The sequence below is a fragment of the Rhodopseudomonas sp. WA056 genome (genome assembly GCF_010906995.1).
GTDB lineage: Bacteria > Pseudomonadota > Alphaproteobacteria > Rhizobiales > Xanthobacteraceae > Rhodopseudomonas > Rhodopseudomonas palustris_G.
The window spans coordinates 1-13419 of record NZ_QPFS01000128.1; the positions used below are offsets into that span (position 1 = coordinate 1).

A 13419-nucleotide genomic window follows, 5' to 3' on the forward strand; every position below is an offset into this window, starting at 1 on the left:
CATCGGCAGCGCAGTGTCGTACTTCTACGTCACCCTGCCGCCGGGGATCACTCCGGCGGGGCACTGCATTCTGGCGGCGAACAACGTCAGTACCAACGTCCTGATGGTGGCATCGGCGGCGGCGGGGTCTGGTATCATCGTGTTTACGAGGTTTGATAATAGCGGTATCGGAGTGGCGTCTGGGCAGACGGTTGCTGCGACTGGAATCGTCGAAATTGCTTGATTTTCAGAATACTAAGCCACCATTGCGGGTTGGCCTGCGAAGTAAACAGTACGTCCGGAGTAGCGGATTGCTCGTCTCTTTCCGCTCACGAGGCGAACGCCGATTTCGTACTCTCCCGCGGGCAGATGGCGGCCGTTCAGTGAGAACGAAAAGCCGCTCTTTACAAGATTCCGACCGAGAGCTTCAGCTACATCTGGTCGCGATACCTGTTCTGCATCGAAGAAGGTGCGCTTATTGTTTGATAGCGATTTCAACACAACGAAAATCTTCTCTGGCACTTGCCCGCCCGCCAAGTATGCCCATCCGTGAACCACGACGTCGTTACCCCCTTCAAGGAGGTCGATTGAGTACTTGATGGCCTCCTTGGGCTGTCGAGCAATCTCAATAAATTGGTTCGTAAAGTCAGTTACAGAGCTGTTTGGCGAGTCTACTCTTATCCCGACTTGATAACGACCGAATGGCAGTCGTCTTCCGCTCGGATGCAGGGAGAACCCACATTCCGCCAAACCCGGTTGCGCCAGAGCGTCAGCTACGTCCGGGCGACTTATTGGATTCGTCTCGAACTGGAAGCGTTTGTTGTGGCCATCCTTTTTGAGGACGATCGATACTTTCCCAACTTGATGCCCTGATTTGATGAATGCCCATCCGAAAGCAGAGATTCCATTCTCGTCAGTTGTCAATGAATCGAAGTAATAATCAATCGGGTTGATTTTGTCGTAGAAGTCCTGGAAAGTCGAGAAGCTAACACCTTGCTTCTTGAGGCGGTCCGACCTCAGGATGCTAATGAAGTCTTGGTGTTCAGGGTGGGAAGTGCCAAAGACATCGGCCTTCTCGAACTTTGCGGGGTCGGTGTAGACGCCGTATGGAAATAGCCTTTGAAATATGACGCCATCGACTGCAAGGCGTTGACCAAGCTCAACAAAATCTTCCATTTCTCGGAAGTTTTCGGCCTGTACTACGCACTGTATCAAGAAGGTCGAGAATATGCCCCTTTGACGCAGTGTCGATATAAATTCCAGATTCTTCATGAGTTTGTCGAAATCGCCAAGCTTTCTCACCTTTGAGTAAGTGTCTCTGTTTGCTGCATCAACCGAAACGCTGATGCTGCCAAACATTGAGTGTAGATGTTCGTAGCTGGCCCATGTCTGAGGAGTTAGAAGAGCTGCGTTTGTTATGAGGTCGATTGTCAGGTCGGGTGAGTTTTCCTTACAAACGAGCTTCAGTAATTTTCTGTAGTGGCGACTGAAGAATGGGTCTCCATATCCTGAGACCGAAAGTCGCTTGGATTTGCTTAGCAACTCAAGGAGGTATGGAAAGCGCTGATCTAGTTGTTCAGTAGCAATTTTCGGATGGGCGATCAGTTCGCTGCGGCAGCTTGGACAGGCGAGGTTGCAGCTCGCGTCGTGTTCGAACACAAGTTCAAGGCCGTGTGGTTCGATTTTGACGAGGTTTTGCTCGATGATTTGGGCAATGCGAGTGTCTTCAATAGCTGCCTCTTCTCGAGTGGGAAGCGATCCGCCGACGATGAAAGAGCAGCTTGTCTTGTCGCAATAGGTGAATGCTCCACTTAGAATGGATTTGCGAAACTCGATCGATGATTTTGAGTTCCAATCAAATATTTGGTCATCGATTGAGCCAGCCCGCAGGGGGCTGAATGCTAGGCAGCAGTGATGTGTCTCTCCTGACTGGTTCGTGTAGAGTTTTGAGAATGGATAAGAACAAAAACGTCCCAACACTTGATCGTGGTTGAATTGTCCTGCTTTCCCAGAGAGTTCGTCGCAGTATAGTTGTGCGACTAGATTGATATTGCAGAGGTGTTTGGCGGCTCTAAAACTGGAGAGTGCCTTAACGTGGCGTCCGGCTACCAGATGAAGAAAACCGCGCCATAAATTAAGGAGTGCGCCGACTCGATTGGGATTGCGATGGATTGTGATCTGAGTCTTTTCATTCTCTGCTAATTTGTCGACTACTCGGAACCCGGCGGACATGCCGTGAGATGAGCAGATTAAATACAGAAGTAATTGACCAATAGAAAATTCTGGATCGTCATCGTTCTCAACAACAGGGTTAACCTTCCTGTGTTGTTCGAAATCTTGCGTCATGGCGCGTGATGCCATGAAGTCGGCCATACAAGCGGTGAATTCTGAGGCCAAGCCTGGAATGTCCGCTGACTGACTGTGATGACGCGCCCGGACCTTAGTGAGTCGATCGAGGCACTGGTCGTGAATCGTAGACAGTCTGGTTAGGTGATTTGTGAGGCGGGAGTTCATCAAAGGATTTCTGATGAAATCCTCATTCTCAAGGAATTTGTCCCTCGCGGTCCTCCGGCTCGATGGATGTTGCCGGCGACTCTTTGTTCTATTGAATTCGTTTCGGTAGTTGGCGATTTGGTGTTCGCTAACCGAATTGCTCAAGTACAAATGTTCGGCAACCACAAAAGCCTCCGCGCGGGCAATGAGACGAAAAACTGTCGTCTCCGAATCCTCTTCGAAAATGCGATCGCATAATACTGATTTCGGGTGCCCAATAGCAATTGTCGCATAGTTTGTTGTGACGATGTATTAGATGTTTGTGGTATCTATGTAGCTGTTAGGTATTTTTGGACCGCTCTTCATTGGTATCTAGTTCTGGGGGGCGGGTTGCGTATCGGCGAAGATGGGGACGTTGTCGGACTGCTGTCCGACATGATCATCCCTCGCGCTCCTTTCCATCTCTCACTCATCACCAACCGGCGTGCGTCGTCGTTTCGGCGGGCGCCGTGGCGGAGGTTTTGGCATGTCCGATTTCGGAACCGAGTTGATCCGGCTGTGGCCGGACGGCGATCGGAAGATCGCCGGGCTGCGCGCCGGGATGATCGCTTCGGCCGACGAGGTGTTCGCTCGCCACGGTATCGATACGCCGCTGCTGGTCGCGCATGTGATGGCGCAGGTCAGCCACGAATGCGGGGCAGGGCGCGACGTGGTCGAGAACCTGAACTACACGGCGGCGCGGATGATGCAGGTGTGGCCGTCGCGGTTTCCGACGCCGGCCAGCGCGGCGCCTTACGCGCACAATCCGGAGGCGCTCGCCGCCAAAGTCTACAACGGGCGGATGGGCAACGCGCCGGGCTCGGCCGACGGCTGGACCTATCGGGGCCGCGGCGCGGTGCAGACCACCGGGCGCGACGGCTATGCCCGGCTCGCCCGGGTGACCGGGCTCGACCTCGTCCGCCGGCCCGACCTCGTCAACGATCCGCGGCATTTCCTCGCCTGCGGCGTCGCCGATTTCGTCGCCTGCGGCTGCCTGCCGTTCGCCCGCGCCGACGATGTCGTCGGCGTCACCCGACGGTTGAACGGCGGCGCCATCGGCCTCGCCGCACGCAAGGCGTGGCTGGCGCGCTGGAAGGCGGCGCTGGGCGATGCGCCGGTCATCGCCGCCTCGCCGCCGCTCGCGCCGGAGCTGCCGACGTCGCCGCCGCAGCAGCCGCAGCAGCAGCAGCGGCCGTCGCGGCTCGCCACCTTCATCGCCGCGCTGGCCGCGGCCCTCAAGAGGAGCTGACCATGGATTGGAGCGATCTCGCCAAACAGGTGATCGGGCTCGGCGCGCCGATGCTCGGCACCGCTCTCGGCGGCCCGCTCGGCGGCGCCGCCGGCAAGATCCTGTCCGAAGCCCTCGGCGCGCCGGCGCCGACACCGGATGCGGTGCAGGCGACGTTGCCGCAGGCGGCGCCGGACCGGATCGCCGAGGCCGAAGCGCGCTGGTGCGAGGCGATCCGCGCCGAAGCCGAGACCCAGCGCGTCGCGATCACCGAGACCCAGGCGACGATCCGCGCCGAGATCGCCGCCAGCGATCCGGTGCAGCGCTGGTGGCGGCCGGCCTATGCGTTCGAACTGACCGCCGAATGCGGCGCGCTGTGGGCGGTGCTGGTGCATGAATTCTGGACCGGCGACGTCGCCACCATCAACGCGCTGGTCGGCGCCACCACGCTCCTGGTCGCCTATTGGGGTTTCCGATTCGGCGTGCTAGGCGTCTATGTCAGCGGCCGGACCCGCGAAAAGGTCTGCGCCGCCACCGGGCAGGACGGCCCGAGCGTGATCGACAGGCTGGTCAAAGCGGTCGTGAAGAAAAAGTAATCCGGCGCGCGCGCCGTCGTTCACCGCGCATTCACCCCGCCGCCGCTCATCTTCACATCCGTCACGCCGTCAGGCGTCAGGCCGTCAGCGTTCGCTGTCCGTACAACTAACCACCGGAGTCGAAGGTGCGTCTGCTCGTCGTCGAAGATGACCCCGATCTCAACCGCCAGCTCACCACCGCGCTGACCGACGCCGGTTACGTCGTCGACCGCGCCTTCGACGGCGAGGAGGGGCACTTCCTCGGCGACACCGAGCCCTACGACGCGGTGGTGCTCGACATCGGCCTGCCGAAGATGGACGGCATCTCGGTGCTGGAGGCGTGGCGGCGCAACAGCCGGGCGATGCCGGTGCTGATCCTGACCGCGCGCGACCGCTGGAGCGACAAGGTGCAGGGCTTCGACGCCGGCGCCGACGACTACGTCGCCAAGCCGTTTCACCTCGAAGAGGTGCTGGCGCGGATCCGGGCGCTGCTGCGGCGGAGCGCCGGCCACGCCCAGTCCGAACTGAGCTGCGGTCCGGTGGTGCTCGACACCCGCACCGGCCGGGTCAGCGCCAATGGCAATCCGGTCAAGCTGACCAGCCACGAATATCGGCTGCTCGCCTATCTGATGCACCACTCCGGCCGGGTGGTGTCGCGTACCGAACTGGTCGAGCATCTGTACGACCAGGATTTCGACCGCGACAGCAATACGATCGAAGTGTTCGTCGGCCGCATCCGCAAGAAGCTCGGCGTCGACATCATCCAGACCGTGCGCGGGCTCGGCTATCTGCTGTCGCCGCCGGCCGCGGACGCGCATTAGCGCGCCGGCGACGCGGTGCCCGCCAAACCCTCCCGCCGCGGCAGCTCGCTCGCCACCCGGCTGTTCCTGTCCGCCACCGCCTGGGTGGTGGTGATCCTGGCGATTACCGGCATCGTGCTGTCGTCGGTGTATCGCGGCGCCTCGGAGCGGGCGTTCGATCGCCGGCTCAATCTCTATCTCCGCACCATCATCGCCGAGGTCGCGACCCCCGACGCCACCCAGGAGGCGTTCCAATCGATCGGCGAGCCGCTGTTCGATCTGCCGCTGTCGGGCTGGTATTGGCAGGTGGTCCGCACCGACGGCGACAAGCCGGAGACCCGCGCGTCGCGGTCGCTGTGGGACCGCAAGCTGCCCCGGCTCGAGGACCGCGGCATCGAACTCGGCCCCTCCGGCGTCCGCCACGGCTATGTCGACGGGCCGGAAGGTCAGACCCTGCGCATGGTCGAACGCCCGGTCGATCTCGGCCTCGACGGCAAGTTCGTCGTCACCGTCGCCGGCGACGCCACCGAGATCTTCGAAGAGACCCGCACCTTCGACTACTACCTCGCCGGCACCTTCCTGGCGCTGTCGATCGGGCTGGTGCTGACCACGATCTTCCAGGTCCGGTTCGGCCTGGCGCCGCTGAAACGGATTTCGGATTCGATCGCCGACGTCCGCTCCGGCCGCGCCGAGCGGCTGGAGGGCCGGTTCCCGGTCGAGATCGCGCCGCTGGCGCGCGAGACCAATGCGCTGATCGAAGCCAATCGCGAGATCGTCGAGCGCGCCCGCACCCATGTCGGCAATCTCGCCCACGGCCTCAAGACGCCGCTGTCGGTGCTGGTCAACGAGGCGAGCGCGCGGCCCGGTGATCCCTTGGCCGCCAAGGTGATGGAGCAGGCCGAGGTTATGCGCAGCCAGGTCACCCATCATCTGGAGCGCGCCCGGATCGCGGCGCGGCTGACGGTGATCGGCACCGTCACCGAGGTCGAACCGGTGATCGAGGCGCTGCGCCGGACCATGGAGAAGATCCACCGCGACCGCGCCATCGAGGTTCGTGCCGAGGTCGCCGCCGGTCTCAAGTTCCGCGGCGAGCGCCAGGATCTCGAGGAGATGGTCGGCAACCTGGTCGACAACGCCTGCAAATGGGCGGCCGGAAGGGTGTTCATCGCCGTCGCGGCGGAACCCGCCGACGAGGACGGCGGGCTGCCGAAGCTGCGGATCGTGGTCGACGACGACGGCTTCGGGCTGTCGGCCGAGCAGCGCGCGATCGTCGCCCGGCGCGGCAAGCGGCTCGACGAGAGCAAGCCCGGCTCCGGCCTCGGCCTCGCCATTGTGGTCGATCTGGCAGCGCTTTACGGCGGCGAATTGAAGCTCGACAACGCCCCGATCGGCGGACTCAGGGCCGAGCTGACCCTGCCTGCGGCATAACGTGCCGGCCGCTGCCACAGCGTCGCCAGATTTGCATCTTGTTTTCCTTAACGGTTATGGATGTAGGCTGAACGCCTTCGGGGAGCCGTTGGGGATGACGATGACGTTTCGGTGGGGCAAGTCGGTGTTGCTGCTCGCCGGCGCGCTGGCGCTGGCCGGATGCGACCGCACGTCGGGGCTGGTCGCCCGGGTGGATTCCTTCACCAGCACCGCGACCTCGGATTTCGGCCGCAATGACGGCAGCGCCGCGGTCGATGCCGCCGCGATGGGCGGTCTGATCGGGCCGAAGATCGGCGCGCTGCTGAATGCCGAAGACCGCCGGCTGGCCTATGCGGCCGAGCTGGAAGCGCTCGATCGCGGCGAATCCGGCGCCCCGGTGGCGTGGAAGAACGCCGCCTCCGGCCGCTACGGCAACATCGTGCCGGGGCCGGCCTATCTGAAACAGGGCGTCACCTGCCGCGGCTTCTCCCATGCGGTGACGGTCGGCCAGCAGATCGAAATCTCCCGCGGCACCGCCTGCCGCGCCCATGACGGCGTACCCTGGACGGCGCAGGGCTGAGGCGGAGGAGGCCATCCGCTGCGTGCTGGAAGGTGATGGTTTCCAGCACGTTGGCGGCATGACCGGCAGTTCCGGCGGAGCGTGAATGCGGTGACCTCGCCGGTCACCTCAACCCCTTCTTAATATCGCCGTGGCTATCTCTGGGGACAGCGCCGTGGCGCGACGGGCACCGTGCGACCGGTGCGCTGTTCGACGCGTGCGGACAGCCTGCAACCCCATGGGCGCATGAGCCAGACACCGACCGAAAAGCTGAGAGACTATCTCTCCCAGCTCCCGCCGCAGTCCCAGGCGCTGCTGATGCGGGAATTCGAGCGCGCGCTGGAGCGCGGCGACGACGTGGCGGTCGCCAGCTTCGTGCTGGAGGAGTTGCGCAAGATCGTCCGAGGCTCCGACGACGACAGCCGCCCCCGCAGCGACGATCCGGCGCGGCTGATGTTCCGGGTGCTGGAGCCGTTCCTGATCGATCCCAAGGAGACCCCGCGCCCGGGCCAGATCCGGCGCTCGTCGCTGACCTCGGTGTGGCAGTGGCTCGAGCGCGAGGGGATGCCCGATCAGATCCGCGAGTTCGAGGCGGCGCTGATCGGCCTGCGCGGCGCGCCGGCCTCCCAGGTCGAACAGCAGGTCCGCAAGCTGCAGCAGGCCGCCGCCGCCGCTATCGAGAAACTGATCAATCCCGAGGCCGGCGTCGACCGCCAGCGCATGATGTCGCGGGTCGGGCCGCCGTCGGTGATCGAGGATCTCGCCCCGATCGGCGCCGTGCTGAAGAACCGCGACGCGATCGACAGCTTCAACGGCAAGCTCTCCAGCAACCTGCGGGTGTTCGGCGACAGCCAGGTCAATTCGATGATCGCCGCGCTCAACGTGCCGGGCCTGCAGACGCCGATCCTGCTGCCGTTCGCGCTGACGCTGATCCTCGGCCATCTCAACCAGCCGTGGCAGATCGTGCGGCTGGCGATCAAGGTCGCCGGCTCCGACGACGAGATCAAGGTCGCGGCCACGCCCTACGGCGTTGCGGTCACCATGGCGGTTCAGGATCTGGCGCGGCTCACCGCCGATCTGCGCGAGGAGATCCGCCGCGGCCACTACGGCAACGTCGCCGAAAACCTGAAGGTGATCCACGACGGCGTTCGCGGTCTGCGCACCGAACTCGACATCCGCAGCGACTCGGCCTGGGGCAAGCAGCTCGCCGCGATCCGCGTTGAAATCTCCAACGCCGTGAAGTCGGAGATCGAGAGCGTACCCGGCCGGGTTCGCCGGCTGCTGCGCCAGCGTCCGGACAAGGACATCGCCAGCGGCGCCAAGCTCGACCAGATCGAGGTCGACGAGGCGGTGGCGCTGATCGATTTCGTCGCCGTGTGCCGCACCTATGCCAGCGAACTGGCGATCAACGAAGTGACGCAGCGGACCTATTCCGAGCTGCAGCAATATGTCGAGAAATCCACCGACGCGCTGGTGCAGTCGCTGCGCGGCTCCGACCCGCGGGTGAAGCCGTTCCGGCATCAGCAGGCACAGGCCGCGGTCCGGTTCTGCGAATTGCTGTTCAGCCAGGACTACGCCTCGCTGATGAGCCGCGCGGTCGAAAACGCCATGGTCGTGGTGGAACGCAAGCCGGCGGCGCGGGCGGGCTGAGCTCCCCTTTGATTCAAATCAAGTTTCGTCCCCTGCGGCGGCTTATCCGGTGCCGCAAATGTCAATTGCGGCTATCGTCCGACCATGGTGTAACCCGCCCGGCTTTTCGACCCGCCGGGCCGGTGCCGCGGCCCTTTAGTCCTCACCCCGGAATCCCGCTCGAATGGCGCTCTGGTTTGTGTTCGCGATGATGACGGCCGTAGCGGTGTTCGCCGTGCTTTGGCCGCTCGGGCGCAGCGTCAAGGCGCAGCGCGACGGCAGCGAGGCGGCGGTCTACAAGGACCAGCTCGCCGAGGTCGATCGCGACGCCGCGGTCGGGCTGATCGGCTCGTCCGAAGCCGCAGCCGCCAAGGTCGAGATCGGCCGCCGGCTGCTCGCCAGCGCCGAGACCGAACGCGCCACGCCGACCACGGCCCGGCCCGGGCCGCGCCGTGCGGTGGCGGTGCTCGCGCTGATCGGCCTGCCGGTGCTGGCGGCGGCGGTGTATCTGCCGCTCGGCTCGCCGACCCAGCCCGACGAGCCGCTATTCGCGCGCGCCAAGGCGCCGCCGAATTCGCAGCCGCTCGAGAACCTGGTGGCGCAGGTCGAGGCGCATCTGGAGAAGAACCCGACCGACGGCCGCGGCTGGACCGTGCTGGCGCCGGTGCTGGCCAAGACCGGCCGGTTCGCCGACGCCGCGCGCGCCTATCGCAATTCGATCACCTATGCGGGCGACACCGCCGATCGTCGCGCCGATCTCGGCGAGGTGCTGACCTCGGCGGCGGGCGGCGTGGTGACGGCGGACGCCAAGACCGAATTCGAACGCGCCGTCGCGCTCAATCCCGACGACGCCAAGGCGCGCTATTTCCTCGGCCTCGCCGCCGAGCAGGACGGCCGGCCGAAGGACGCCGCGACGATGTGGCGGGCGATGCTGGAGAAGGCGCCGGCCGATGCGCCGTGGCGGCCGATGTTGCAGGCCGAGCTCGCCCGCGTCGATGGCACTGCACAGCCGGCGACGCCGGAGAGCGTCGCCGCGGCGATGCAGAACATGAGCGAGGCCGATCGGGCCGCGATGATCCAGGGCATGGTCGGCAAGCTCGCCGCCAGGCTGAAGCAGAACGGCGACGACGTCGACGGCTGGCTGCGGCTGGTGCGCGCCTATATGGTGCTCGGCGACACCGAGAAGGCCAGGAACGCGCAGACCGAGGCGCGTCAGGCGGTGGCCGGCAAACCCGAGCGGCTGAAACAGCTCAACGACGGCCTCAGGAGCCTCGGGCTCGACGGCTGACGATCGCTGCACGAAAGATGTGGTTTTTCGACATCTTCGTCAGACAAAGACTCCGAAGCGGCGCGGTGGAGCGCCGCTTTCGAACATCCGGTAGAGGACGCCGAGGCGAACGGACCATGACGCGTAAACAGCGGCGGTTGTTGATGATCGGGGGCGCCGGGGTGGTGCTCGTGGTGGCTGTTGGGCTGGTGCTCAACGCGATGCGCGACTCCATCGTGTTCTTCTCGACCCCCAAGATGGTGGCGGAGCAGCAGATCGCCGCCGGCAAGCGGTTCCGGCTCGGCGGCGTGGTCGAGCCCGGCTCGCTGCAGCGCGGCGAGCAACTGAAGGTGTCGTTCAAGGTCACCGACGGCGGCGCGACGCTGCCGGTCGCCTACAAGGGCATCCTGCCCGACCTGTTCCGCGAAGGGCAGGGCGTGATCGCCGAAGGCGCGCTCGACGCCGCCGGCGTGTTCGAAGCCGACACCGTGCTGGCCAAGCACGACGAGAACTACATGCCCAAGGAAGTTGCCGACGCCTTGAAGAAGGACGGCCACTGGAAGGACGATTACGGCAAGAAGTCGCCTGATCAGGCCACGGCGGGGCAGGCCTCCGCCGACGCCGCGGAGGGCCGCAAATGATCGCCGAGGCCGGGCACTACGCACTCGTCCTGGCGCTCGCTCTGGCGCTGATCCAGTCCACCGTGCCGGTGCTCGGCGCGCGCCTCAACGACGGCGGCCTGATGAACGTCGCGCGCTCGACCGCGCTGGTGCAGTTCGTCTTCGTCGCCGCGTCGTTCGGCGCGCTGGTGTGGCTCAACGTCACCTCCGATTTCTCGGTGGTGAACGTCTACGAGAATTCGCACTCGATGAAGCCGCTGCTCTACAAGATCACCGGCGTGTGGGGAAACCACGAAGGCTCGATGCTGCTGTGGGTGGCGATCCTGGCGCTGTTCGGCGCGCTGGTCGCCGCGCTCGGCAGCAACCTGCCGCTGTCGCTGCGCGCCCACGTGCTGGCGGTGCAGGGCTGGATCGCGACCGCGTTCTATCTGTTCATCCTGATCACCTCGAACCCGTTCCTGCGGATTCCCAATCCGCCGATGGAAGGCCGCGATCTCAATCCGGTGCTGCAGGACATCGGTCTCGCGCTGCATCCGCCGCTGCTGTATCTCGGCTATGTCGGGTTCTCGATCTCGTTCTCGTTCGCCGCCGCGGCGCTGATCGAAGGCCGGCTCGACGCCGCCTGGGCGCGCTGGGTGCGGCCGTGGACGCTGATCGCCTGGGTCTGTCTCACCCTCGGCATCGCGATGGGGTCGTATTGGGCCTACTACGAACTCGGCTGGGGCGGCTGGTGGTTCTGGGACCCGGTCGAAAACGCCTCGCTGATGCCGTGGCTCGCCGGCATCGCGCTGCTGCATTCGGCGCTGGTGATGGAGAAGCGCAACGCGCTGAAGGTCTGGACCATCCTGCTGTCGATCCTGACGTTCTCGCTGTCGCTGCTCGGCACCTTTCTGGTCCGCTCCGGCGTGCTGACCTCGGTGCACGCCTTCGCCACCGATCCCAGCCGCGGCGTGTTCATCCTGGTGATCCTGTGCGTGTTCATCGGCGGCAGCCTGACGCTGTTCGCCTGGCGCGCCTCGGCGCTGAAGCAGGGCGGACTGTTCGCGCCGATCTCGCGCGAGGGCTCGCTGGTCCTGAACAACCTGTTCCTGACCACTGCCTGCGCCACGGTGTTCGTCGGCACGCTGTATCCGCTGGCGCTGGAAGTGCTGACCGGTGACAAGATCTCGGTCGGCGCGCCGTTCTTCAATCTCACCTTCGGTCCGCTGATGGTGCCGCTGCTGGTTGCGGTGCCGTTCGGGCCGCTGCTGGCCTGGAAGCGCGGCGATCTGGTCGCCGCGGCGCAGCGGCTGATCGCCGCCGGCGTGGTGGCGCTGCTGGCCGTCGCTTTCGTGTACGCCTGGGTCCATGGCGGCGCGGTGCTGGCGCCGCTGGCCATCGGCCTTGCGGTGTTCGTGATCATCGGCGCGCTGGTCGATATCGTCGAGCGCATCGGCCTGTTCCGCAATCCGCTGTCGATCTCGCTGCGCCGCGCCGCCGGCCTGCCGCGCTCGGCCTGGGGCACGATGTTCGCCCATGCGGCGCTCGGCGTGACGCTGATCGGCATCGTCTGCGAGAGCACCTGGAACACCGAATACATCGCCGCGATGAAGCCCGGCGACAGCACCAGGCTCGCCGGCTACGAATTCAAATTCGAGGGCGCCAATCAGCGCCAGGGGCCGAACTACCGCGAACTGCTGACGCGGTTCACCGTCACCGAGGGCGGCCGGCCGGTCGGCGTGATGACGCCGTCGAAACGCAGCTTCGTCACCCGCGGCACCTCGACCACCGAAGCAGCGCTGCTGACCCGCGGCCTCAGCCAGCTCTACGTCTCGCTCGGCGATCTCAACGATCAGGGCGCCGTGACGGTGCGGATGTATCACAAGCCGATGGTGCTGCTGATCTGGTTCGGCCCGCTCCTGATGGCGCTGGGCGGCGTCCTGTCGCTGTCCGATCGCCGGCTCCGGGTCGGCGCACCGAAGCCCGCCAAAGCGCCGCGCGCGCTGCAGCCGGCGGAGTAGGGTGGAGAGACCGATGCGGAAACTGATTGCCGCTCTGCTTATCGTGGCCGCGACGGCCTTCGCGGCCCCGCTGGCGCACGCGGTGCAGCCCGACGAGGTGATGGCCGATCCGGCCAAGGAGGCGCGGGCGCGTGAATTGTCGCGCGAACTGCGCTGCATGGTGTGTCAGAACCAGTCGATCGACGATTCCGACGCGACGCTGGCCAAGGATCTGCGCCTCCTGGTGCGCGAGCGGATCGCCGCCGGCGACAGCAACAGGCAGGTGATCGACTATCTGGTGGAGCGCTACGGCGAGTTCGTGCTGCTGAAGCCGCGGTTCGAGCTGCACACGCTGCTGCTGTGGCTGGTGCCGCCGCTGGTGCTGGTCGGCGGCGGGCTCGGGCTGTGGCTGCACATCCGCCGCCGCGGCCGCGACACCGCCCGCGTCGGCGAAGCCCCGAAGCCGCTCAGCGCCGACGAGCAGGCGCGGCTGGACAAGCTGCTGACAGAAGGCGCGGATCGGACGTGATCCGATCCGGTTCCGTTGCGCGCCGCTCGACTGTCAGAACGGTGTGATTTCCATCGGCAGCGGCTTGCCGGCTTTGTGTTGCGCGTAGGGCGCAATAGCGAAGCGTATTGCGCCGTCTCTGCGCCGCGCGGCGGATTACGCTGCGCTAATTGTACTGAGTCACAAGGTCGCGGGCCTGTGAGGCGGGACTCAAGTATCTATTGAGATTCAGATTTTGGCAGATGGAGGCGCCAAATGAGTCTCGATTTCGACGGCGGCAGTGAAGTACGGTTTGCGAGGTATGTGGCGGGGCTTGCGAGCGTGATCGGGCATGTG

Annotated in this window: 11 protein-coding genes and 1 pseudogene; 11 read left to right on the forward strand and 1 reads right to left on the reverse strand. The window is 64.7% G+C overall.

Annotated elements, in window-relative coordinates; translation table 11 throughout:
• Positions 1–223, forward strand: a pseudogene (locus DU475_RS19950) (DUF2793 domain-containing protein); the annotation flags it as partial.
• Between the two features lie 11 nt (positions 224–234).
• On the opposite strand, the gene DU475_RS19955 reads toward DU475_RS19950, so the two are convergent.
• A complete protein-coding gene (locus tag DU475_RS19955; RefSeq protein WP_164633100.1) occupies positions 235–2352 on the reverse strand; it encodes a radical SAM/SPASM domain-containing protein in 2118 nt (705 codons plus the stop codon).
• Between the two features lie 646 nt (positions 2353–2998).
• Between DU475_RS19955 and DU475_RS19960 the strand changes: the two genes are divergently transcribed.
• The 10 genes from DU475_RS19960 to DU475_RS20005 all read left to right on the forward strand — a co-directional run bounded on the left by DU475_RS19960 (position 2999) and on the right by DU475_RS20005 (position 13104).
• Entirely contained in the window at positions 2999–3760 is a 762-nt protein-coding gene (locus DU475_RS19960; RefSeq protein ID WP_164633101.1) for a glycoside hydrolase family 19 protein, read from the forward strand.
• A 2-nt stretch (positions 3761–3762) separates the two neighbouring features.
• The gene (locus DU475_RS19965) at positions 3763–4335 is read left to right on the forward strand and encodes a 3TM-type holin (protein ID WP_047307565.1); all 573 of its coding nucleotides are present in this window, start codon (positions 3763–3765) and stop codon (positions 4333–4335) included.
• A gap of 125 nt (positions 4336–4460) precedes the next feature.
• Complete coding sequence (locus tag DU475_RS19970; protein WP_013503271.1) at positions 4461–5135, forward strand: response regulator transcription factor; 675 nt, start codon at positions 4461–4463, stop codon at positions 5133–5135.
• A 15-nt stretch (positions 5136–5150) separates the two neighbouring features.
• Positions 5151–6542, forward strand: coding sequence for a sensor histidine kinase (locus DU475_RS19975; RefSeq protein WP_047307563.1), 1392 nt, complete (start codon positions 5151–5153; stop codon positions 6540–6542).
• A 94-nt stretch (positions 6543–6636) separates the two neighbouring features.
• Positions 6637–7101 carry an RT0821/Lpp0805 family surface protein gene (locus DU475_RS19980; RefSeq protein WP_164633102.1) on the forward strand — a complete coding sequence of 155 codons (465 nt, stop codon included), beginning with the start codon at positions 6637–6639 and terminating at the stop codon, positions 7099–7101.
• Positions 7102–7326: 225 nt separating this feature from the next.
• Positions 7327–8730, forward strand: coding sequence for a hypothetical protein (locus tag DU475_RS19985; RefSeq protein ID WP_164633103.1), 1404 nt, complete (start codon positions 7327–7329; stop codon positions 8728–8730).
• A 163-nt stretch (positions 8731–8893) separates the two neighbouring features.
• Positions 8894–9997, forward strand: a complete 1104-nt coding sequence (gene ccmI / locus DU475_RS19990) for a c-type cytochrome biogenesis protein CcmI (RefSeq protein WP_164633104.1) — start codon at positions 8894–8896, stop codon at positions 9995–9997.
• A gap of 116 nt (positions 9998–10113) precedes the next feature.
• Positions 10114–10617 (forward strand): cytochrome c maturation protein CcmE, encoded by a 504-nt coding sequence (ccmE, locus tag DU475_RS19995; RefSeq protein ID WP_047307560.1) that lies wholly within the window; start codon positions 10114–10116, stop codon positions 10615–10617.
• Positions 10614–12596, forward strand: coding sequence for a heme lyase CcmF/NrfE family subunit (locus DU475_RS20000; protein ID WP_013503265.1), 1983 nt, complete (start codon positions 10614–10616; stop codon positions 12594–12596). Before ccmE ends, DU475_RS20000 begins: the two co-directional genes overlap by 4 nt.
• A 13-nt stretch (positions 12597–12609) precedes the next feature.
• On the forward strand, positions 12610–13104 hold the full coding sequence (locus tag DU475_RS20005) for a cytochrome c-type biogenesis protein (RefSeq protein ID WP_164633105.1): 495 nt from the start codon (positions 12610–12612) through the stop codon (positions 13102–13104).
• Positions 13105–13419: the final 315 nt, after the last annotated feature.